Below are 22,697 nucleotides of genomic sequence, written 5' to 3'. Positions count from 1 at the left end.
CGGCGGGGGCCGAGACTGTCCGCCCGTGCGTACGGGCAACCCAGGAGGCGGTTCCTTTGCCGCAAGCACCTGTGCTCACTCTGCGGGGGATCTCCAAACGCTTCGGCGCCGTCCAGGCACTGTCGGGCTTCGACCTGGAAGTCAGTCCCGGCGAGGTCGTCGCACTCGTCGGCGACAACGGGGCCGGGAAATCGACCGCGGTCAAGGCGATCGCGGGCGTCAATCCGCCCGACGAGGGCGTCATCGAATGGCAGGGCCGCCGAGTGGCGATCGGCCGCCCGCACGACGCCCAGAACCTCGGCATCGCGACCGTCTACCAGGACCTGGCCCTGTGCGACAACCTCGATGTCGTCGGCAACCTCTTCCTCGGCCGCGAACTGCGCCGCTTCGGCGTGCTCGACGAGGTCCGCATGGACCAGCGCTCGCGCGAACTGCTCGACACGCTGTCCATCCGCATCCCCAGCGTCCGCATCCCCGTCGCCTCCCTCTCCGGCGGACAGCGCCAGACGGTGGCGATCGCCCGTTCGCTGATCGGCGACCCGAAGGTCGTCATCCTGGACGAACCGACCGCGGCCCTCGGCGTCGAGCAGACGGCCGAGGTCCTCGACCTGGTCGAACGGCTCCGCGACCGCGGCCTCGGGACCATCCTCGTCAGCCACAACATGGTGGACGTCATGGCGGTCGCGGACCGGATCGCGGTGATGCGCCTGGGCCGGAACAACGGCTTCTTCGACCGGCGCTCCACCACCACCGAGGAGATCATCTCCGCCATCACGGGTGCCTCGGACAGCGCGGTCACCCGCCGCCAGGCCCGTAAGCGGGAGGAGGAGCGATGACCCGGGATCCGTCACGCGACGCCGACGACGCCGGCCAGCAGCCGGCCCGCGATGCCATGCCCGCCGTCGACTCCCGGCTGCTCGTCCGTGAGGAGGGCATCCGGGGGTACGCCAACGAGTTCTGGCGCAAGATGCGAAGCGGGGAACTCGGCTCGCTGCCCGTCGTCATCGCGGTGATCATCATCTGGACGGTGTTCGGCAGCCTCAACAGCACGTTCCTCTCGGCGCAGAACCTCTCCGACCTCAGCCAGCAGATCGTCGGCACCGGCATGATCGCCGTCGGGATCGTCTTCGTGCTGCTCCTCGGTGAGATCGACCTCTCCGTCGGCTCCGTCAGCGGCCTGTGCGCCGCGATCTTCGCCGTGCTGAACGTCCTCAACGGAATGAACGAGTGGCTGGCGCTGCTCATCGCCGTGCTGGGCGGCGCCGCCGTCGGGCTCATCCAGGGCTTCTTCTTCGCCAAGGTCGGGGTCCCCGCCTTCGTCGTCACCCTGGCGGGCAACCTCGCCTGGAACGGGCTGATGCTCCAGGTGCTCGGCGCCAGCGGCACGGTCAACATTCCCGGTGACAGCGTCGTCGCCGAGATCTACTCGACCATTTACCACAGCCCGGCCGCCGCCTACGTGGCCGCGGCCGTCGGGGTCGGACTCTTCCTGCTGGCGTCCCTCCTGGACGCGGCGCGGCGCAGAGCGGCCGGAGTGCCGTCCCGGCCGGTCGCGGAGATCGTGCTGCGCACGGTCGTCATCGCCGCGATCGCGTTCGTCACCGCGTACATCCTCAACCAGTACCAGGGACTCCCGCTGGCTCTGCTGATCTTCCTGATCGTGCTGGTGCTGCTGGACTTCGTGCTGCGCCGCACCACCTACGGGCGGAAGGTCTTCGCGGTCGGCGGCAACTCCGAGGGTGCGCGGCGGGCCGGTATCAGCGTCCCGTTCGTCCGGATGTCCGTCTTCTCGATCGCGGGAACCATGGCCGGGGTCGGGGGCCTCTTCCTCGCCGGGCAGATCCAGTCGGCGAGCCAGACTTCGGGCGGCGGCAACCTGCTGATGAACGTCATCGCCGCGGCCGTCATCGGCGGTACGAGTCTGTTCGGCGGGCGCGGTTCCGTCTGGTCGGCGCTGCTCGGTGCCCTGGTGATCGGTTCCATCCAGTCCGGGATGAACATCATGGGCGTGAGCAACGCCGTGCAGTTCATGATCACCGGATCGGTCCTGCTGGCGGCCGTGGTCGTCGACTCCCTGTCCCGCAGGAGCCAGAAGGCGGCCGGACGCGCCTGATCCCCGCCGGCCGGCGGGCTGGGGCAGGCAGGGGAAAACAGTCGTCCGACGGCGGAACAGACGGCGTGGCCCCGTTGTTGAGGCTCACGGCAGTGTGAACACGACCATGATCTGCCGGGCATTGCGCGGCGCCGCCGTCGCGCGTAGCGTTCCCGGCAGGTCATGAGTGTCAGCGCACAGCCCCGGCTCGCTGACCGGCAACCCTCCTGCGCGGCGGGGTGCTCCGGGTGACGACCGGGCGGGGCCCGACCGGGTTCCGCAAGCGCGAGGCCCCCGGGCCCGCCGAGCGGGAAGAGCGGAGGCGACGGTCATGCCACCGGTGACGCGTCCGCTCGTCAAGGTCCTCGCCCCCCGGCGCCGTGTCCACCTGTACTCCCGGCAGCACATAGACCTCCAGCGCGTGGCCGGCGCGCTCTGTTGTTCCTGACCCGTTCCCGCGACGCCGAACCTCCCGACGAGGCCCGGCGATCACCCACGGTCGATCAGGAAGGCACCCTTTCGTGTCCGCATCGTCATCGCCGCACCCTCCCCTGTCCGCATCCCCCCTGCACCTCGCCGTCGCCCTGAACGGTGCCGGCTGGCACCCGGCCGCCTGGCGCGAGCCCGGGGCCCGGCCCGGGGAACTGCTCACCGCCGCGTACTGGACCGACACCGTGAAGGAGGCCGAAAGCGGCCTGCTCGACTTCGTGACCATCGAGGACGCCCTCGGGCTCCAGTCCTCGCGGTACACCGAGCCGGACGGACGCACCGACCAGGAGCGCGGCCGGCTCGACGCGGTGCTCATCGCCGCCCGGGTGGCCCCGCTGACCCGCCACATCGGGCTCGTCCCCACCGTCGTCGCCACCCACACCGAGCCGTTCCACATCTCCAAGGCGATCGCCACCCTCGACTACGTGAGCGGCGGCCGGGCCGGTCTGCGCGTCCAGGTGACGCCCCGGCAGCACGAGGCGGCCCACTTCGGACGCCGTACGTTCCCGCGCTTCCGCATCGAGGACCGGGACACCCCTGCCGTACGGGACCTGACCGCCGAACTCTTCGAGGAGGCCGGCGACTACGTCGAGGTGGTACGCCGGCTCTGGGACAGCTGGGAGGACGACGCGGAGATCCGGGACGTCGCCACTGGACGGTTCATCGACCGCGACAAGCTGCACTACATCGACTTCGAGGGCCGCCACTTCAGCGTCAAGGGCCCCTCGATCACCCCCCGGCCGCCGCAGGGCCAGCCGGTCGTCAGCGCCCTGGCCCACCAGAGCGTGCCCTTCCAACTGGTGGCGCGCTCGACGGACATCGGATACATCACCCCGCACGACACCGGTCAGGCCCGCACCGTCATCGACGAGATCCGCGCCGGACAGACGGCGGCGGGGCGGGCCGCGGAACCCCTGCACATCTTCGGTGACCTCGTCGTCTTCCTCGACGACGATCCCGCGGCCGCGGCGGCCCGCCGGGAGCGTCTCGACGAACTCGACGGCGCGCCGTACACCAGCGACGCGAAGGTGTTCACCGGAACCCCCGCACAACTGGCGGACCTCCTCCTGGAATGGCAGCAGGCCGGACTCTCCGGCTTCCGGCTGCGCCCCGCCGGGACCGGCCACGACCTCCGGGCCATCACCCGGGGACTGGTGCCCGAACTGCAGCGCCGCGGAGCCTTCCGGAGCGCCTACGAGGCCGACACCCTGCGCGGGCTCCTCGGCCTCGCCCGCCCCGCCAACCGCTACGCCACCGTCTGAGCCGGAGGGACCACCTACATGAGCACCAGCAACGGCGCCGGCACCAGCACCGGCAAGCCGCTCAAGCAGATCCACCTCGCCGCCCACTTCCCGGGCGTCAACAACACCACCGTGTGGAGCGACCCCGCGGCCGGCAGCCACGTCGAGTTCAGCTCGTTCGCGCATCTCGCCCGGACCGCCGAACGCGCCAAGTTCGACTTCCTGTTCCTCGCGGAGGGGCTCCGACTGCGCGAACAGGGCGGAAAGATATACGACTTGGACGTGGTCGGGCGCCCCGACACGTTCACCGTGCTGTCCGCCCTGGCCGCCGTGACCGATCGCCTCGGCCTCACCGGCACCATCAACTCCACGTTCAACGAGCCCTACGAGGTGGCCAGACAGTTCGCCAGCCTCGACCACCTCTCGGGCGGGCGCGCGGCGTGGAACGTCGTCACCTCCTGGGACGCGTTCACCGGCGAGAACTTCCGGCGCGGCGGATTCCTCCCGCAGGAGGAGCGGTACTCCCGGGCCAGGGAGTTCCTGGCCACGGCCAACGAGCTGTTCGACTCCTGGCGCGGCGACGAGATCGCCGCCGACCCGGGGACCGGCACGTTCCTGCGGGACGCGCGGGCCGGGTCGTTCGCGCACAAGGGGCAGCACTTCGACATCGAGGGGCAGTTCAACGTGCCCCGCAGCCCCCAGGGCCGCCCGGTGATCTTCCAGGCCGGCGACTCCGAGGACGGCCGCGAGTTCGCGGCGGCGGGCGCCGACGCGATCTTCAGCCGGTACAGCACCCTGAAGGAGGGGCAGGCGTTCTACGCGGACGTCAAGGGCCGCCTCGCCCGCCACGGCCGCACCCACGACCAGCTGCTGATCCTGCCCGCCGCCACCTTCGTCCTCGGCGACACGGACGCCGAGGCGCAGGAGCACGCCCGCGAGGTACGCCGGCAGCAGGTCAGCGGCGCCACCGCGATCAAGCACCTGGAGTTCGTCTGGAACCGTGACCTGTCCGCGTACGACCCGGAGGGTCCGCTGCCGGACATCGACCCGGACCCGGGCGAACACACCATCGCCCGCGGCCGGGCCCAGGTCCGGATGTACCGCGACCCGCTGGCCACCGCCCGGGAGTGGCGGGAGCTCGCGGCCGCGAAGAACTGGTCGATCCGCGACCTGGTCATCGAGACCGGCAGCCGCCAGTCCTTCGTCGGCTCCGCCGCCACCGTCGCCGCCGCCATCAACGACTTCGTCCAGGCGGACGCCGCCGACGGCCTGATCCTCGCCCCGCACATCACCCCCGGCGGTCTGGACGTCTTCGCCGACACCGTCGTCCCGCTCCTCCAGGAGCGGGGTGTGTTCCGTACGGAGTACGAGGGCACGACGCTGCGCGACCACCTCGGCCTGGCCCACCCCGACGACGCGGCGTCCGGGCGGGTGGCGTCATGAAGTTCCTGGCCATCACGCTCATCGTCCACGCTCCGGACCCGGTGACCGGTGTCCAGAAGTCCACGAACGAACGCTTCCGGGAGGTGATCGACAACGCGCTGCTGGCCGAGGAGCTCGGATTCGACGGCTTCGGCGTCGGCGAACGGCACGAGCGGCCGTTCATCTCGTCCTCGCCGCCGGTCGTGCTCAGCCACATCGCCGCACTCACCTCGCGCATCCGGCTGTTCACCGCCGTCACCACGCTCAGCCTGCTCGACCCGGTGCGTGCCCACGAGGACTACGCCACGCTCGACCATCTCTCCGGCGGCCGCCTCGACCTCATCATCGGCAAGGGCAACGGGACGGCGCAGCGCGAGCTGTTCCACGTCACCCCCGAGGACCAGTGGGACCGCAACGCCGAGGGCTACGAACTGTTCCGCCGGCTGTGGCGCCAGGACAAGGTGAGCGCGCAGCCGCGCTTCCGGCCGGAGCTCACGGACGCGGAGGTGTGGCCGCGGCCGCTCCAGCAGCCCGTCCGCGTCTGGCACGGCAGCGCCACCAGCCGGGAGTCGGTCGACCTCGCCGCGCGCTACGGCGACCCGCTGTTCTCCGCTAACGTCACCCACGCGATCGAGCCGTACGCCGAACTGATCCGGCACTACCGGGAGCGGTGGGAGCACTACGGCCACGATCCGGCGCTGGCGGCCGTCGGTGCCGGAACGGCCGGCGTCCACGTGGCCCGGACCTCGCAGGAGGCCGTCGCCGCCTACCGGCCGGTGTTCGAGGGCTATCTCGCCTTCCAGAAGCGGCTGGGGGCCGAGCCGGTGTTCCCGAACCTGGAGGACTTCGTCGAGCGCAGCTCGGCCCTGATCGGCAGCCCCCAGCAGATCATCGAGAAGGTGCACCGCTACCACGAGCAGTTCGGCCACACCGTCCTGCACCTGAACGCGGACGCCGGCGGACTGACGGATGCCCAGCACCGGGGCTCCCTCGCGCTCTTCCAGTCCGAGGTCGCCCCGGTCCTGCGACGCGAGATCCCCGACCCGCCGTTCGACTGGGCCCCCGTGCTCGCCGGGCCCGTCCCCGTCCCGACCAACCGCTGAGGAGCACCCCGGTCATGTCCCGCATCCCTCTCGGCGTCCTCGACCTCATACCGGTTCCCTCCGGCGCCACGGCCGGCGACGCGCTGCACAACACCCTCGACCTGGCCCGCCGGACCGAGGAGTTCGGCTACGCCCGCTACTGGTTCGCCGAGCACCACCTCAACCCCGGCGTGGCCGGCACCTCGCCCGCCGTCGTCCTGGCCCTGACCGCCTCGGCGACCTCGACGATCAGGATCGGCTCCGGAGCCGTGCAGCTGGGGCACCGCACCGCCCTGTCCACGGTCGAGGAGTTCGGCCTCATCGACGCCCTGCACCCGGGGCGCCTCGACCTGGGCCTCGGCCGCTCCGGCGGACGTCCGCCGGAGCGCAAGGACGGGCCCGCGCCGACCACGATCCCGGTCACCGACGGACGCACCCCGAACGGGCTGCGCATCCCGCCCCGCTTCTCCTTCGAACACCTGCTGGGCTCACCCCGGACAGCGCTCCAGCAACGGCTCCTGCACCAGCCGGGCGCCCGGGCACAGGACTACGGCGAACAGATCGACGACATCCTCGCGCTGCTGCACGGCACGTACCGTTCGGACGACGGCATCGAGGCACACGCCGTCCCCGGCGAGGGCGCCGACCTCCAGGTGTGGATCCTGGGCAGCAGCGGCGGACAGAGCGCGGACGTGGCCGGCCGCAACGGTCTGCGCTTCGCCGCGAACTACCACGTCAGCCCGGCCACCGTGCTGGAGGCGGCCGAGGGTTACCGTGCGGCGTTCCGGCCCTCCGACGAGCTCGACAAGCCGTACGTCAGCGTCTCCGCGGACGTCGTCGTCGCCGAGGACGACGCGACCGCCCGCGAGCTGGCCACGGGGTACGGCCCCTGGGTCCGCTCCATCCGCACGGCCGAGGGGGCCATCGCGTACCCCACCCCGGAGGAGGCCCGCGCCCTTCCGTGGAGCGACGCGGACCGGGAACTGGTCGCCGACCGCGTCGACACCCAGTTCGTCGGATCGCCCGGACGCGTCGCCGACGAGCTCGAACGCCTCCAGGAGGCCACGGGCGCCGACGAGTTGCTGATCACCACCATCACGCACGGCCACGCCGACCGGGTGCGCTCCTACCAGCTGCTGGCCGAGGAGTGGCGGAGGCGTTGAGGCGGGGGGTTTGCCCCCGGCGGGCGTTCAGGCGGGGTCCGTGAGCACCTCGGCGAGCGACTCGATGAGGACGGTGAGACCGTCCCGCCCGGGGCCGCTGCGAGCCCTGCGGTATCCGTGCCGCCGGCCCCAGAACGCGCCCTGCACCGCATGGAGCTGCGCCCAGCGGCGGGTGCGCTCACGGTCGAGCTCCGCCGCCTCGGCGAAGATGTCCAGCGTGCGGCCGGCAGCCGTGCGCAGGTCGCCCGCGCCCCGGAGCGCGAGCGCCCGCGTCTTGAGGAGGGTGCCGCCGTCGTACGCCGGGTCGCCCGCGTAGCCCTTCGGGTCGACGGCCAGCCACGGCTCGCGGTCGGCGCGCAGGATGTTCCTGGCGTGGAGGTCGCCGTGGACGATCACGTCCGGCTGGGTGGAGCCCAGTTCGCGGACCGTGGCCACGGCGGCGTCCACCGCCCGGCGCGACAGCCGATGGGGCAGCTCCCGGGCATCCGTGCGCAGTTGCTCCTCCCAGGCCCCGGCCTGCTCCCGCAGCCGGGGCAGCCCCGGCGGAGCCGGTACGGCCAGCCGGTGACTGAGGCGGCCCGCCACCCGCACGACTTCGTCGTTGTCCGCGACCTCCCCGAGGTCCGACATCCCCACACGCTCCAGCAGCATCGCGAAACGCCCGTCGTCACGCTCGTACAGCCGGACCGCTCCGCGCCCCTCCCACGCGACGAACGCATCCGGTTCGTGGACGTTGCCGGGGTGCGGGAAGGACACCTTCAGCACCGCGTCCGCCGCGCCCCGCCGACGGACCGGCACGATGACGCCGACCCCTCCGTGCACGACCTCGCCGTCCGGAACGCACTCCCAGCGTTCGAGCAACTCGTCCACCAGCAGCGGCAGTCCGGCGATCCAGGCCGCTCCTGCCGCACCCTCGCGCGCAAGGGTGCCGCGCGTGAACACCTCCGGGATCCCGATCATCCCGGCACCCTATGCGCCGGCCCGGGCAGTGTCGCGGAAAAGGCGTGGCGGGCACGGACGCGGCGCGCTACGCTGCCCGCGATGACGACACACACTGCTCTCAGATTGGGGGACCCGTCCGCGCAAGGTGAGTGCTGATGCTCATCGCGAACGCGAATCGGGATCCCTTCCTGTCCTTCTGGCTGCGCGTGCGCGAGTTCGCCGTGCCGCCCTCCATGATCGAGACCGCGACCGCCCGCCGCCACGCCGGGGACTGGTCCGGGGCCTGCGCCGCCGCGGGCATCGACGTCGACCTGAAGCCACGCTCCCTGGCACGCACCCACGGCAGCGAACTCGCCACCCGGGTCCGGACCGACCTGCGCCACCTGGTGCCGGACCTGCTCCGCTGGCACCTGCCGAGGATCGCCCCGCACGGGCTGTTGCGCCCGGGGCTGACGATCGCGCTGGCCCGGTACGACTCCGAGGAACCGGGTGGCCGCGCACCCGTGCACCTCGTGGTCCGGACACCGCCGGCCTGGGCGGACGCCGGACAGCGGATCAGCCTCGCGCTGTGGGACGGTTCCCGTACCGAGGCCGGCGCCCGCCGCCACCCGCACCCCCACCCCAGCCGGCGGTTCCGCCTCGACCTGCACCGTCACCTCTGGGACGCGCGCAGGACCGGTGAACTGCGCGGCCGGTCCGGGGCCGACCGGCCGGCCGACGGCGGCGAGCCCGAACCGGACCGTACCGTACGGGACATGGTGCCGCGGGGCCGGCGCTGCGCCGTCGGCCGCTGGGCGGACGAGGCCGCCCTGCTCCTGCGCGCCGAGGGCGGGTCCGCGACCGCGGGGACCTTCCTCGTACGGTTCGGGGGCCGCCACCGCCTGCTCCTGAGCCTCGACGCGGACGACGACGGAGCCGGCGCGCCCGTCCTGCGCCTCACGCCGGCGCCCGCGGCGGGAGCCGGCACCGCGCCACCGGTCCTGCCCGACGCGGCGACCTGGGCCCTGCCCGACCTGGAGCTCATCCGCACCGGCGCCGTCGACGCCGGCCGGCTGCACCCGCTGGTCGCCTCGGCGCTCGTCCCGGATCACGTACCGGTACGGCCGTCACCGGTCCCGGACGGTGCCGGGCAGCCGCGCCCGGTGGAGTGCCGGGGCGCGCGGCACCGCATCGGCCTGGTCGACGGGGTGCTGGTGCCCCTCGACCACGACCCCGCCGAGGTCCGGCGCGAGGAACTCCTGGCCGCCCTGACGGGCACGCCGATGCCGTGTCTCCAGGCCATCGACGCGGCCCACCGCCGCCCGGAATGCCTCGACGGCGTCCGGGAGCGCCTGGACCACGGCGACATCACCGGTGCGCTGGCCGTCGTCGAAGGGCTGCTGGGCCCCGGCGCCGTACTGCGCAGCGGAGCCCTGCGGGACGAACTGGAGACCGCCGCCCAGCGGCGGATCGACTACGGCCTGTTCCGCGCGGACCTGATGGGACACGGTCCGGGCAGCGCCCGCCCGGAACACCCGCGCTCCCGGGACCGGCACCCGTACCGGCTTCCCCGCCACGCAACCTTCCGCTGAACCGAGGGCCTTCGTCCCCCGCGATCGACGCCGCATCCCTTCCGTACCGAGACCCCAAGGTGATCGCCATGCCCACACGCACCCTGTCCGCGCCCACCCGCCCCGCCCACGACCGGGCCGCCGCCTCCCAACTGGACGTCGCGGGCGAGCTGGTGGCCCTCCTGAGCGACACCACCACCGAACCGCGCCCCGACACCCAGCTGGAGGCCCTGACCCTGGCCGTCGCCGCCGACCTGCCCGTACTCCTGTGGGGAGAGCCGGGCATCGGCAAGAGCGCCGCCCTCACCCAGCTCGCGGACTCCCTGGACCTCCCGCTGACCACGGTCATCGCCAGCGTCCACGAACCGTCCGACTTCTCGGGGCTGCCCATCGTGGGCGACGACCCGGCGGAACAGGGTGTCCCGATGGCCCCGCCGGACTGGGCGGTGCGCCTGGTGCGGGCCGGCCGCGGACTGCTGTTCCTCGACGAGCTCTCCACCGCGCCGCCCGCCGTCCAGGCCGCCCTGCTCCGCCTCGTCCTGGAGCGGCGCATCGGCGCGCTCCGACTTCCGCCGGGGGTAAGGATCGTGGCCGCCGCCAACCCGCGCTCCTCGGCGGCCGACGGCTGGGAGCTGAGCCCGCCGCTGGCCAACCGGTTCGTCCACCTCCAGTGGGTCCACGACCACGAGGTCGTCGTCCGTGGCCTCGGCGGCACCTGGCCCCGTGCGACCCTGCCCCGGCTCGCCCCCGAACGCCTCGCCGACGCCGTCGGCTTCGCGCGCCGGGCGGTGTGCGGACTGCTCTCCGCACGCCCCGCGCTCGTCCACCGGCTGCCCAGCGGGGAGACCCGCAGGGGCGGAGCCTGGCCCTCGCCGCGGAGCTGGGAGATGACCCTGCGGCTGATCGCCTTCGCGACCGCCGCCGACGCCTCACGCGACGTGCTGTCCCTGCTGGTCAGAGGAACGGTGGGGGACGGTCCCGGGCTGGAACTCCTGGCGAGCCTGGAGCGGATGGACCTTCCGGACCCGGAGGACCTGCTCGCCGACCCGGCCGGCGCCGATCTGCCCGAGCGGGGGGACCTGCGCCAGGCTGTGCTCGACGGCGTGGTGGCGGCGGTCCGGCGACGCCCGGAGAAGGCCCGCTGGGACGCGGCCTGGGCCCTCCTGGTCAGGGCGCTGGAGACCGGGGCGCCGGACCTGGTCGTCGTCCCCGCCACGACACTCGCCACGCTCAGGCAGGGGGACTGGGACGTACCGGCGTCGATCGAGGCGCTCTCCGGGGCCGTGCTGCTCTCGCGGCGCGCCGAGCAGGCGGCGGCCCGTGCCACGGCCGCCACCAAGGCCGGCCGGTGACCGCGGGCGGCGCGGGGATGCTGGACCGCGACAAGCTCTTCGCCGCCCGGCTGCAGGCGGCCCTGGCCCGGCCCTACCTGGCGACGGCGCTGTTCGCCCTGCACACCGTGGAGTCGCGGCAGGTCCCGACGATGGCGGTCGACCGGCACTGGCGGTGCTACGTCGCGCCGGGCTTCGTGGACCGGACACCGGTGGAGGAACTCGCCGGCGTCTGGGTGCACGAGGTGTCGCACCTGCTGCGCGACCACCACGGGCGCAGCGACCGGGTGGCGCGGGAGCGCGGGCTGACCGGCCGGGCCGAGCGGCTGCGGATGAACATCGCGGCCGACTGCGAGATCAACGACGACGTGTACGGCGACGGCCTGGTCCGGCCCGAGGGAGCCGTCGAGCCCGCGACCCTGGACCTCCCCGAGGGCGAGCTGATGGAGGACTATCTGCGGCAGTTCGGACTCGGCCCGCGTACGCAGGACCTGGCCTGGCTGGACTGCGGCAGCGGCGCCGACGGGCTGGAGCGGGAGTGGGACCTGGGGCCGGACGGCGGCCACGGCCTCAGTGAGCAGGAGCGGGACGCGGTGCGCTTCCGGGTGGCCCAGGGCATCACCGGCCGGCCGGGGAGCGCCTCGAAGGGGTGGCGGCGGTGGGCGGAGGAGGCCTTCCACCCGCCGCAGCCGTGGCGGCAGTTGCTCGGTGCGGCGCTCCGCTCGGCGGTTTCGGGCTCGGGGGCGGGGGAGGACTACACGTACGGCCGGCCGTCGCGCCGCTCGGCCGGTGTGCCCGGAGCCGTACTGCCGAGCCTCAGGCGCAGGCCGCCGCGGGTCTCGGTGGTCGTCGACACGTCCGGATCGGTCAGCGACACCGAACTGGGCACCGCCCTGCTGGAGGTCGCCGCCATCTCCCGTGCGGTGGGCGGCCGTCGGGATCTGGTCACCGTGCTGTCCTGCGACGCTGCGACCCGGGTGGTGCACCCGCTCTGCCGGGCCGAGGGCATCGTGCTGCTGGGCGGCGGGGGCACGGATCTGCGTGCCGGCTTCGCCAAGGCGCTGAGGTCCCAGCCACGGCCCGACGTCATCGTGGCCCTCACCGACGGACAGACTCCCTGGCCCAGTGCGCCGCCGCCGTGCCGGACCGTGGTGGGCCTGTTCGACCGGCCCGGCCGGCGGCGATGGGACGAGGACGACGCCGAATACGTCCCGGACACACCGCCCGCGTGGGCGCGCACGGTGGTGATCGGATCCGCTGCCTCGTGAGAGGCCCCGCGGGTCAACAGGCCTAGGGCTGCGGCGAAGGCCCGCCCGCACCCGGTGCCCCGGCCCGGAGCCCGTCCATCACGAGGTCCAGCAGCCAGCGGGCTCTGGGCTGCCAGTCGCTGTGCGGGTCCAGCTGCCAGAGTCCGGCGATGGCGAGCACGAAGTCGTCGGGGGTCACCCCGGGGCGGATCGTGCCCGCCTCCTCGTTCGCGTTCAGCAGGAGGGTGAGGCCGCGGGTCACCGGGTCGTGGCCCAGCTGGGCCAGGCTGCCGTATCTGCTGGCGGTGGTGCGCAGGGCGTCGGCCAGTCCGGCCTTGGCCATGGCGTACTGCGCCAGCCGGTCCATCCACTCCCGCAGGGCCCGGTCGGGCGCGCGGGTCCTGAGCAACTGGGCCGCGGTGTCGGCGACCTGCTGCATCTCGTAGCGGTAGACCTCCAGGACCAGGGCCTCGCGGTTGGGGAAGTTCCGGTAGAACGTCCCCTGCCCCACGCCCGCCTTCTTCGCGATGACGCTCACCGGGGCGTCCGCGGACCGGGTGAGCTCAGCCAGCGCGACGTCCAGGATGCGCTCGCGATTCCTTTGCGCGTCCGGGCGTTGGGGCGTGCCCTTCTCCTCCTGCACGCCTCCTCCTTCCGACACACGGCTGAGCCGGTCTTGCTGAGCGGACAGCTGTCCGCTAGGTTCGACAGATAAAGCGGACAGCTGTCCGCTTCACTCCACCATAGCGGCAGACCGGGCCAGTGTGGCCGACCGGTGTCTTTCATTTCCTGCTACCACCGGAATGGCCCTCTCCCACTCGGTACTTCCGCCGGATCGTCTCGTTCGACGCGCATAAGCAATGCGAAAGAAGGCTGATCATGGCCCCATCGACGTCCAGTGCCATCACTCTGAACATCAATGGCGAAAAGCACACCCTGCCCGTCGACCACCGCACCACCCTGCTCGACGCCCTGCGCGAGCGTCTCGATCTGACCGGCACCAAGAAGGGCTGCGACCAGGGGCAGTGCGGCGCCTGTACGGTGCTCCTCGACGGGCGCCGGGCCGTCTCCTGTCTGCAGCTCGCGGTCGCTGCCGAGGGGCGCGCGATCACCACCATCGAAGGCGTCGCCGACGGCGACCGGCTGCACCCCGTGCAGCAGGCCTTCCTCGATCTCGACGGTTACCAGTGCGGCTACTGCACGCCCGGACAGATCTGTTCGGCCCTCGCGGTGATCGAGGAGCACGCCGCGGGCTGGCCGAGCGCCGTGACCGAAGACGTACGTCCGGAGGCCGGGGTGCCCGCGCTCTCCGCCGAGGAGATCCGCGAGCGGATGAGCGGAAACCTCTGCCGCTGCGGCGCCTACGTGTCGATCGTGCAGGCCGTCGCGCGCGCGGCGGAAACCTCCGCGGCCGAGTCCGAGGAGGTCGTGGCATGAGGGAATTCGGATACGAACGCGCCCTGGACGTCTCCGGGGCGGTGGCCCTGCTCGCCGAGGACCCCGACGCCCGCTTCCTGGGCGGCGGCACCAATCTCGTCGACCTGATGAAGGCCGGCGTGGAGCGGCCCACGACTCTCGTCGACGTCCAGGAACTCCCTCTCGGCGACATCACGTTCACCCCCGACGGCGGGCTGCACATCGGGGCCACCGTCACCAACAGCGACCTCGCCGCGCACGCCGATGTGCGCCGTCACTACCCGGCGCTGGCCCAGGCCGTGCTGGCGGGCGCCTCCGGGCAGCTGCGGAACATGGCCACGGTCGGCGGCAACCTGCTCCAGCGGACCCGCTGCGGCTACTTCGGCGACCTCGGGAAGCCGTGCAACAAGCGGACCCCCGGCAGCGGTTGCCCCGCCCGGGCGGGCGAGCACCACAATCACGCGATCCTGGGCGCATCCGAGCACTGCGTGGCCACCCACCCGTCCGACATGGCGGTCGCGCTCGCGGCCTTCGACGCCGTCGTCTCGTACGAAACGGCCGACGGGCCGGGCGAGTTGCCGATCGGCGACTTCTACCTGCCGGTGGGCGACACCCCGCACATCGAGACGGCCCTGCCGCCCGGCGCCCTGATCACCGGCGTCACCCTGCCGCCGGCCGGGGTGGCCGCGCACTCCCGGTACCGCAAGGTGCGCGAGCGGGCCTCCTTCGCCTTCGCGATCGGCTCCCTCACCGCCGCGCTCGACGTCGAGGACGGCACCGTCCGCGAGGTGCGGCTCGCCTTCGGCGCGGTGGCGTCCCGGCCCTGGCGGGCCCGTGCGGCCGAGCGCGCCCTGACCGGGGGACCGGCGAGCGCGGAGGCGTTCGCCGCGGCGGCCGACGCCGAACTGGCGGCGGCCGAGGCCCTCCCGGACAACGGATACAAGGTGACGCTGATGCGCAATCTCGTCGTGGCCGTACTCACCGAACTCGCCGAGGAGGCCGCCCGATGACCACGACCACCGACAGCACCACCGTCCAGGGAGCCGTCGGCTCCTCCCGCACCCGCGTGGAGGGCCGGGACAAGGTCACCGGCGCCGCCCGCTACGCGGGGGAGATCCCCTTCGCCGAGCTCGCCCACGGCTGGCTGGTCCTCTCCACCGTGGCGCGCGGCCGGATCCGGTCCGTGGAGGACGCTCCCGTCCGGTCCATGCCCGGAGTCCTCACCGTCCTGCACCACGGGAACGCACCGCGCATCGACACCGACTACACGGGCATGCTGGGCCGCCCCAACCCCGTCGTCGGGCTCTTCCAGCACGACCGGGTGCCGTTCGTCGGCTGGCCCGTTGCGCTGGTCGTCGCCGAGACGTCCGAGCAGGCCAGGGAGGCCGCCGAGGCGCTCGTGGTCCGCTACGACGAGGAACCGCACGACGTGGAGTTCCTCGCCGGGCATGCCGGGGCCTACACCCCGGACGGCTCGGACGCGGAGACGGAGAAGGGGGATCTGGAAGCCCGGCTGAAGGCCGCCGCCTTCGTCGTGGACGAGGAGTACTCCACCCCGGAGGAGCACCACAACTCCATGGAGCCGCACGCGGCGACGGCCCGCTGGGAGGGCGGCCGGCTCGACGTCGTCGACTCCAACCAGGGCACCTTCTGGGTGTCGAGCGAACTCGCCTCGCTGTTCTCCCTCGATCCGGGCTCCGTCCGGGTGCGCTCCGAGCACGTCGGCGGCGGCTTCGGGTCGAAGGGCCTGGCACCGCACCAGGTGGCGGCCGTCATGGCCACGACCCTGCTGCACCGCCCCGTGCGGGTCGTGCTGACCCGTCGCCAGATGTTCTCCCTGGTCGGTTACCGCAGCCCCACGGCGCAGCGGATCACACTCGGCGCCGGCCCGGACGGCCGTCTGAGCGCCTTCGACCACCGGGCGCTGAGCCTCACCTCGACCGTGCACGAGTTCATCGAGTCGAGCGCCAACGTGGGACGCACCATGTACGACGCCGACGCGCACCACACCCGGCACCAGGTGGTGCGGCTCGACGTGCCGACCCCGACCTGGATGCGTGCGCCGGGCGAGGCACCGGGCTCCTTCGCCGTGGAATCGGCCCTCGACGAGCTGGCCGAGAGGAGCGGCATCGACCCGGTCGAGCTGCGGGCGCGCAACGAACCCGCGGCGGGCCCCGTCTCCGGGCTGCCGTTCAGCCGCCGCAATCTGCGCGCCTGCCTGGAGGAAGGGGCCCGCAGGTTCGGCTGGGCGGAGCGCGACCCGCGCCCCGGACTGCGCCGCGAGGGGCGCTGGCTGCTGGGTACCGGAATGGCGGCGGCGTCCTTCCCCGCGGGCGTCGGCCCCTCCACGGCCGCCGTGACCGCGGAGCCCGACGGCACGTACACCGTGCGGATCAACGCCGCCGACATCGGGACCGGCGCACGGACCGCGATGGCCTCGGTCGCCGCTGACGCGCTGAGGACGGACCCGGAGCGCATCCGCGTCCGCCTCGGCGACAGCGACCTGGGACCGGCCTGGATCGCCGGAGGCTCCATGGGCACGCGCTCCTGGGCCTGGGCGGTGCGGCTGGCCGCGGACGAACTGCGGGAGCTGCTCGCGCTCGGCGGGTCCGTTCCGCCGGAGGGACTCACCACCAGGGCCGACACCTCCGACGCCATCGGCGCCATGGCCCAGAAGGAACGGCACTCCTACGGGGCGCAGTTCGCCGAGACCGCGGTCGACGTCACCACCGGCGAGGTGCGCGTCCGCAGGCTGCTGGGCATCTTCGCCGCGGGCACCGTCGTCAACCCGCTCACCGCCCGCAGCCAGCTCGTCGGCGGCATGACCTGGGGCATCTCGATGGCCCTCCACGAGGAGGCGGTCCGCGACCGGGCGTCCGGCGGCTACGTCAACGCCGACCTGGCCGGCTATCACGTCGCCGCCCACGCCGATGTGCCGCACGTCGAGGCGGACTGGGTCGACGACCACGACCCGGAGGACCCGGTGGGGATCAAGGGCATCGGCGAGATCGGCATCGTGGGCGTCGCCGCGGCGATCGCCAACGCGGTGTGGCACGCGACCGGGGTACGCCACCGCCGGCTGCCGATCCGCCCCGACCGCGTCCTGGCGGCGGAAGAGGCCCGGCCGGGGGCGGAGGGAGCCAGCGGTGCTTGACATCGCGGCGGCCCTGCACCGCTGGTCCCAGGAGGGCCGGGACTTCGCCGTCGCCACCGTGGTCGAGGTCGGCGGCAGCGCACCCCGCGGCCCCGGCGCCGCGATGGCCGTCGACGGCGACGGCACGGTCATCGGCTCGGTCTCCGGCGGCTGTGTGGAGGGGGCCGTGTACGAGCTCTGCGTCCAGGCACTCCAGGACGGCCGGACGGTACGCGAGCGGTTCGGCTACAGCGACGAGGACGCCTTCGCCGTGGGACTCACCTGCGGCGGCGTCATCGACGTGCTCGTCACACCGGTGCGCTCCGGCGCACCGGTGGTCCGGGCGGCGCTGTCGGCCGCGGACCGCGGCGAGCCGGCGGCGCTCGCCCGCGTGGTCCGCGGCCCCGAAGGACTGCTCGGCCGCGCCCTGCTCGTCCGGGCCGACGGAACGTACGAGGGGAGCCTCGACGGGCGTGCGGACCTCGACCGCGAGGCGGCGGCGCAGGCCCGGGCGCTCCTGGACTCCGGGCGCACCGGATCCGCCGAACTCGCGGAGGACGGGACGAGCTGCCCGGGCGGACTGACCCTGTTCGTGGAGTCGAGCGTGCCGCCGCCCCGGATGATCGTGTTCGGTGCGGTGGACTTCGCGACGGCGCTCGTGCGGGCGGGGAAGTTCCTCGGCCATCACGTGACGGTGTGCGACGCCCGGCCGGTCTTCGCCACCCGTGCCCGCTTCCCCGAGGCGGACGACCTCGTCGTCGACTGGCCGCACCGCTACCTCGCCGGCACGGAGACCGACGCGCGCACCGTGCTGTGCGTGCTGACCCACGACGCGAGGTTCGACATTCCGCTCCTGGAGGAGGCGCTGCGGCTGCCGGTCGCGTACGTCGGGGCGATGGGCTCCCGCCGTACCCATGAGGACCGCAACCGGCGCCTGCGCGAGGCCGGTCTGACCGACGAGGAGCTGGCCCGGCTGCGCTCCCCGATCGGCCTCGACCTCGGCGCCCGTACGCCGGAGGAGACCGCGCTGTCCATCGCGGCGGAGATCGTCGCGGAGCGCCGGGGTGGCACGGGAGCCCCGCTCACGGGGTCGCGGACGCCCATCCACCACGACGGCGGCGGCAGGACGGAGGACGGGACCCCTTCGCCCGCCGCGGCATGAAGGGGCCGGGCGGTGGGCAACCCCACCGCCCGGCCCCCGGCCCGCCGTCAGAACGTGCGCAGCGTGACCGAACCGCCGGGGCGCAGGCCGACCTTCCTCGTCCGCCCCGCGAAGCACACCTCGGTGGTCCGACCGCCGACGCTGTGGATCCTCGCCTCGCGCACCCTGCCGTCACGCCAGCTCAGGTCCACCAGGAACCCGCCGCGCGCCCCGATCCCGGTGACGGAACCCGAGCCGGCCCAGGCGTCCGGCAGCGCGGGCAGCAGCTCGATGTGGCCCGGCCTGGAGTACAGCAGCATCTCCAGCATGGCGGTCGGGGTGCCGAAGTTGGCGTCGATCTGGAAGATGCCGCGGTCCTCCTCGACCTGGTAGATGTCAAACAGGTTCATCGAGGAGCCGTTGCTGCTGCTGACCGACGGCCGCAGGTTGTTGACGACGAGCTGGTACGCGTTGTCCGCGTTCTTCAGCCGCGCCCAGCACATCGCACGCCAGGCGTTCGCCCAGCCGAAGCTCTCCATGCCGCGGGCCCTCAGCAGCGCGGTCGCCCCGTCCAGCAGCTCGTCGGACACGGCACCCGGGCGGATGCGGTCGCCCGGGAAGAGACCGATCAGCGGGGAGAGGTGGCGGTGGGTCGTCTCACCGAGGTTGTCCGGGGACATCCACTCCTGGAGCCAGCCCGTCGTCGGGCTGACCTCCGGGAGATACAGCCGCTTCCGCATCGCCGCGACCGTCGCGCCGTACCGTGCGTCGCGGCCCAGCAGCGCACAGGCCTCCTCGAAGTGCAGGAAGAGGTCCCGCACCACTTCCTGCACATAGGTGTTGCCCTTCGTGTCCTGCGGCCCGTGCTCCGGCGACCAGTCGCCGTCCGCGATCAGGACCTCGCGCCGCTCACCCGTCGCCGCGTCCGTCACCGTCGTCGTCAGCAGCCGCGCCTCCCAGAACTCACAGGCCCCCTTTAGCATCGGGAAGATGCGCGCCACGTGCGCGCGGTCCTGCGTGAACTCGTAGTGCTCCCAGAGCGAGTTGCACAGCCAGGCGTTGCCGGCCGGGTGCCACCACCAGCCGAGGCCGCCGTAGATGTTCGTGGAGAACGCCACGGTCCAGCCGGCGACCCGGCCGCTGGAGTTGCGGAACCGGTTGGCCGGGTCGTTGAAGTGCGCCCGGGTGAGCTCGCTCCAGGAGGGCAGCTGGGCCAGACAGTAGTCCGTCAGCGCGTCGAAGCAGGAGGAGAGACCCGCGCGGCCCGCCATCCAGTAGTTCATCTGGATGTTGATGTCGGTGTGGTAGTCACCCATCCAGTCCGGGTCGTTGCCGTCCAGCCACAGCCCCTGGAGCGCCACCGGAAGGCCTTCGCGCGAACCGGAGATCATCAGATAGCGGCCGAACTGGAGGTACATCGCCTCGAGTTCGGGGTCGGGATCGCCCTCGGCGGTGCGGGCCTGCAACCGCTCCCAGGTGTCCAGGGCGCGCTGCCGGGGTGTGGAGGAGCCCAGCTCGACACTCATCCGGCCGAACAGCGCCCGGTGGTCGGCCACATGGGTGTGCAGCAGCTCGGTGACGGTCGCGTCGGCCGCGTCCCGCGCCTTGGTACGGGCGAGGACGAGCGGGTCGACGGCGGGGTCGCGGTAGCCCGTGGCCGCGTCGGGTGCGTAGTCCGTGCCGCCGCTGATCACCACGGTCAGGTCCGCGCACCGGGTGAACGTGATCCGGCCGCCGTCCGTGGACACCTTCCCGCTGCGGCTGTACGCGAGCACGACGGCCCCGTACCGCAGTCCGTTGGCGAACGAGTCCGCCAGGAAGATCTCGGCCCGGTGCGCGTCGGCCGACGTGGATTCGCCGTGCGTGCCGTCGAGCGCTATGGAGCCGGTGTAGTGGCCGCCGCCGCGCTGGGTGAAGTGGGCGACCACGACGTCGTCGGGGCGGCTGGCGAAGACCGTGCGCTCGTAGACCACACCGGACCGGGTGTAGCGGGAGCTGACGACGCCCTGGGCCAGGTCGAGGCTGCGGCGGTAGCCGGACACCGCGGACAGTTCGTGGTCCGGCAGCTCCACGGACACGTTGCCGAGGAGCGTGAAGCTGCCGAAGTCCTCCCGGCCGTAGGGGAACTGGCCGTCCGTGTCCAGCTGGTCGTTGATGCCGCCGGTCCACAGTGTGGCGTCGGTGAGGTGCAGCAGTTCGTGGCCGGGGTCGTTGCCGACGAGCGCGCCGAGCCGCCCGTTGCCGACCGGGAGGGCCTGCTCGATCATCGCCCCCGCGTCGGCGGGCACCCGGTACCACATCTCGGTGGTGCGCCCGGGAGCGCGCATCGGGGACGAGGCGGGCCGCACCGGTGGCGCGCTCGCGGCGAAGGCGGGCAGCGAACCGAGCGCGGTGGCCGAGCCGACGGCGGCGGCGAGCGAGAACAGCCGGCGGCGGCTCAGACGGTCGGCCTCCGGCCGGGACTGCGGCTGGGGGTGCTGGTCGTTCACGGTGACTCCATTCCGGTACGGCTCACGTGCGGGGGAGAAACAGTGCGGGCGCGGAGCGCGGCGGCCGGGTGAGCCGGCCGCCGCGCCCGTCGGAGAGGTGATCAGCTCCGCTTCGGCACATCGATCCGGTCGATGTCCGGCGAGAAGCCCGATGCGCCGCTGTCGAACGTGACGGTGTTGCGGCCGGCCGCGAGCGTGACGGGCACGCTGACGGTCTCCGGCGTGCCCCAGTCACCGGTGGACGGGAAGACCCTGCTGACGGCCGGCTTCCCGTTCACGGAGATCCCGACGGACCGTTCGTCACCCGACGTGTAGGTCACGTCGACGTAGTACGTCCCGGCCCGTTCGGCCTTGACGCCGGTGAAGGCGAGGGAGCCGCCCTGGTAGAGGTTGCCGACCTTCTTGCCGCCCGAGCAGGCCTCGCAGCCGGAGACCGCCGCGTTCCCGCTCAGCGTGTTCGCCGGCGACTCCGCCTCGTACGCCGTGGTCCGCAGTCCGGGGCCGTGCGGGGTGACGGTGAACAGCCGTGAACCGTGGGCGGGCAGCGCCTGGCCGATGCCGTCCTTGTGCTGCCCGAGGTCCTCGCGGTTCCACAGGTCCCGGACGTCCGCCCGGCCGGTGAAGCCGAGTGCGGACCAGGGGGCCGTGACCGACGCGGGGGAGTCGCCGAGGTTGAACAGCGCCACGGTGTAGCTGCCGTCGGGGTTCTTCGACGCCCACACCTGCTGGTCGCCCGTCGTGGTGACCGGACGGGCCGGGGTGCCGGGCTGCTGGTTGACCCGCAGGACCTCACGGTTGGTCAGCAGGGAGACGCCGTACGCGTCGAGCTTCGTCAGGTCGTCCCCGGAGTAGAGCGGCGACTTGGCGATCGACCACAGCGTCATGTAGCTCTGCCGCTCGGCCTTGGTGAGTCCGTCCATCTCGCCGTTGCCGACATCGACGGCGTCCAGGTCGTTCCACCCGCCCGGTCCCGCGTGCCGGGTCCAGCCCGGGGTGTCGCGCCAGCGTGCCTTCACGGAGTTGTCCCACGTCACCAGCGTCTCGCAGTAGCACTCGACGTCGGTGTCCACCCGCCAGCCGTTGGAGGTCTTCTTCCAGTCGTCGGCGTAGCCGATGTCCAGCGACCAGGAGATCTCCAGGTGGACGGAGCGGCCCGTCCGCTTGATCGCCCGGTTCCAGGCGGCGACGTCGGCCCGGTTGTCGTAGTTGTCCCCGCTCTTGAAGGAGCCGGGACCCACCCCGTCGAGCTTCAGGAAGTCGTAGCCCCAGTCCGCGATCAGCTGCGCCTGGGAGTCGACGTACTTCTGGGCGCAGGGCCGGGAGAAGTCGATCTTGTACGAGCTGTCCCAGCCGTTCGTCGTGCGCAGATCGGGATAGACGATGTCACCGGTCGTGCAGCCGGGCGCGTGCCAGATGGGCAGCGTGCCGCCGCCGTACCCTTCCTTCTCCAGGCCGACCGGGAGATAGATGCCCGCCTTGAGGCCCTTGGCGTGCAGGTCGTCGGCGACCGGCTTCATCCCGCGCGGGAAGCGCTCCGGGTCGGCCTGCTGCCGTCCGTACCCGTCGAACTCGGGCGTCCAGTCCTGGCCGCGCCACCAGCCCGCGTCGATGTTGATGTACTCGTAGCCGAAGCGCTTGAGCTTGGCGGCCATGGCGTCCGCCTGCTTGAGCACGTTGGCCTCGGTCAGATAGCTGTACTGGCCCGTGGGGTTGAGGCCGGGGTACGAGCTGGTCTGCATGGACCAGCTGCTCCACCCCATGAACGGCTTCTCGGCCGGCCGCTGCGCGGGGGCGGCCTTCGCCGGGGCGGCCGCGACGGTGCCGGGTGCGGCCTGCGCCGCGGGCAGCGCGGTGGCCAGGGCGGCCGTGACGGCGAGGACCGTCACGGCCCGCACCGCTCGTCTCGTGGATCGGGCGGGGGAGTGCATGCGGGTGGTCTCCTGCTCTGTGTGCGGGTGG

At 72.8% G+C, this 22,697-nt stretch carries 17 protein-coding genes and 1 riboswitch; of the genes, 13 read left to right on the top strand and 4 right to left on the bottom strand.

What is annotated here, in order from left to right; genetic code table 11:
- Positions 1–56: 56 nt before the first annotated feature.
- The 6 genes from OG521_02615 to OG521_02590 all read left to right on the top strand — a co-directional run bounded on the left by OG521_02615 (position 57) and on the right by OG521_02590 (position 7,489).
- The gene (locus tag OG521_02615; GenBank protein ID WUW19730.1) at positions 57–836 is read left to right on the top strand and encodes an ATP-binding cassette domain-containing protein; all 780 of its coding nucleotides are present in this window, start codon (positions 57–59) and stop codon (positions 834–836) included.
- The gene (locus OG521_02610) at positions 833–2,113 is read left to right on the top strand and encodes a sugar ABC transporter permease (protein WUW19729.1); all 1,281 of its coding nucleotides are present in this window, start codon (positions 833–835) and stop codon (positions 2,111–2,113) included. The genes OG521_02615 and OG521_02610 overlap by 4 nt, the downstream gene beginning before the upstream one ends.
- Before the next feature lie 158 nt (positions 2,114–2,271).
- A riboswitch (SAM riboswitch) is annotated at positions 2,272–2,384 on the top strand.
- A 229-nt stretch (positions 2,385–2,613) separates the two neighbouring features.
- A complete protein-coding gene (locus tag OG521_02605) occupies positions 2,614–3,843 on the top strand; it encodes an LLM class flavin-dependent oxidoreductase (GenBank protein WUW19728.1) in 1,230 nt (409 codons plus the stop codon).
- A gap of 18 nt (positions 3,844–3,861) precedes the next feature.
- On the top strand, positions 3,862–5,265 hold the full coding sequence (locus OG521_02600) for an NtaA/DmoA family FMN-dependent monooxygenase (protein ID WUW19727.1): 1,404 nt from the start codon (positions 3,862–3,864) through the stop codon (positions 5,263–5,265).
- Positions 5,262–6,347 carry an LLM class flavin-dependent oxidoreductase gene (locus OG521_02595; protein WUW19726.1) on the top strand — a complete coding sequence of 362 codons (1,086 nt, stop codon included), beginning with the start codon at positions 5,262–5,264 and terminating at the stop codon, positions 6,345–6,347. The genes OG521_02600 and OG521_02595 overlap by 4 nt, the downstream gene beginning before the upstream one ends.
- A gap of 14 nt (positions 6,348–6,361) precedes the next feature.
- On the top strand, positions 6,362–7,489 hold the full coding sequence (locus OG521_02590) for an LLM class flavin-dependent oxidoreductase (GenBank protein ID WUW19725.1): 1,128 nt from the start codon (positions 6,362–6,364) through the stop codon (positions 7,487–7,489).
- A 27-nt stretch (positions 7,490–7,516) separates the two neighbouring features.
- Here OG521_02590 and OG521_02585 read toward each other — a convergent pair whose 3' ends face one another.
- Positions 7,517–8,449 carry an aminoglycoside phosphotransferase family protein gene (locus OG521_02585; protein ID WUW19724.1) on the bottom strand — a complete coding sequence of 311 codons (933 nt, stop codon included), beginning with the start codon at positions 8,447–8,449 and terminating at the stop codon, positions 7,517–7,519.
- Positions 8,450–8,586: 137 nt separating this feature from the next.
- Between OG521_02585 and OG521_02580 the strand changes: the two genes are divergently transcribed.
- The 3 genes from OG521_02580 to OG521_02570 all read left to right on the top strand — a co-directional run bounded on the left by OG521_02580 (position 8,587) and on the right by OG521_02570 (position 12,580).
- Positions 8,587–10,002 carry a hypothetical protein gene (locus OG521_02580; protein WUW19723.1) on the top strand — a complete coding sequence of 472 codons (1,416 nt, stop codon included), beginning with the start codon at positions 8,587–8,589 and terminating at the stop codon, positions 10,000–10,002.
- Between the two features lie 68 nt (positions 10,003–10,070).
- A complete protein-coding gene (locus tag OG521_02575) occupies positions 10,071–11,333 on the top strand; it encodes a MoxR family ATPase (protein WUW19722.1) in 1,263 nt (420 codons plus the stop codon).
- Positions 11,334–11,350: 17 nt separating this feature from the next.
- The gene (locus OG521_02570) at positions 11,351–12,580 is read left to right on the top strand and encodes a VWA-like domain-containing protein (GenBank protein WUW26555.1); all 1,230 of its coding nucleotides are present in this window, start codon (positions 11,351–11,353) and stop codon (positions 12,578–12,580) included.
- Positions 12,581–12,602: 22 nt separating this feature from the next.
- Here the strand turns inward: OG521_02570 and OG521_02565 are convergent, their stop codons facing one another.
- The gene (locus tag OG521_02565; GenBank protein ID WUW19721.1) at positions 12,603–13,202 is read right to left on the bottom strand and encodes a TetR/AcrR family transcriptional regulator; all 600 of its coding nucleotides are present in this window, start codon (positions 13,200–13,202) and stop codon (positions 12,603–12,605) included.
- A gap of 236 nt (positions 13,203–13,438) precedes the next feature.
- Between OG521_02565 and OG521_02560 the strand changes: the two genes are divergently transcribed.
- Genes OG521_02560 through OG521_02545 form a run of 4 tightly spaced genes read left to right on the top strand, consistent with a single transcriptional unit; the run spans position 13,439 to position 18,270 of the window.
- A complete protein-coding gene (locus OG521_02560) occupies positions 13,439–13,996 on the top strand; it encodes a 2Fe-2S iron-sulfur cluster-binding protein (protein ID WUW19720.1) in 558 nt (185 codons plus the stop codon).
- Positions 13,993–14,985 (top strand): xanthine dehydrogenase family protein subunit M, encoded by a 993-nt coding sequence (locus OG521_02555; protein ID WUW19719.1) that lies wholly within the window; start codon positions 13,993–13,995, stop codon positions 14,983–14,985. The genes OG521_02560 and OG521_02555 overlap by 4 nt, the downstream gene beginning before the upstream one ends.
- Positions 14,982–17,129, top strand: a complete 2,148-nt coding sequence (locus OG521_02550; protein WUW19718.1) for a xanthine dehydrogenase family protein molybdopterin-binding subunit — start codon at positions 14,982–14,984, stop codon at positions 17,127–17,129. The genes OG521_02555 and OG521_02550 overlap by 4 nt, the downstream gene beginning before the upstream one ends.
- Positions 17,122–18,270 (top strand): XdhC family protein, encoded by a 1,149-nt coding sequence (locus OG521_02545; protein WUW19717.1) that lies wholly within the window; start codon positions 17,122–17,124, stop codon positions 18,268–18,270. The genes OG521_02550 and OG521_02545 overlap by 8 nt, the downstream gene beginning before the upstream one ends.
- A gap of 47 nt (positions 18,271–18,317) precedes the next feature.
- Here the strand turns inward: OG521_02545 and OG521_02540 are convergent, their stop codons facing one another.
- Together OG521_02540 and OG521_02535 are read right to left on the bottom strand one after the other, a co-directional pair.
- The gene (locus tag OG521_02540) at positions 18,318–20,738 is read right to left on the bottom strand and encodes a glycoside hydrolase family 95 protein (GenBank protein WUW19716.1); all 2,421 of its coding nucleotides are present in this window, start codon (positions 20,736–20,738) and stop codon (positions 18,318–18,320) included.
- A gap of 101 nt (positions 20,739–20,839) precedes the next feature.
- Positions 20,840–22,666: a carbohydrate-binding protein gene (locus OG521_02535; protein ID WUW19715.1), complete on the bottom strand. Its 1,827-nt coding sequence runs from the start codon at positions 22,664–22,666 to the stop codon at positions 20,840–20,842.
- Positions 22,667–22,697: the final 31 nt, after the last annotated feature.

The organism is Streptomyces sp. NBC_01463, assembly GCA_036227345.1.
GTDB lineage: Bacteria > Actinomycetota > Actinomycetes > Streptomycetales > Streptomycetaceae > Streptomyces.
The sequence above is the reverse complement of the archived record's forward strand: the minus strand, read 5'-3'. Positions and strand labels throughout refer to the sequence as shown.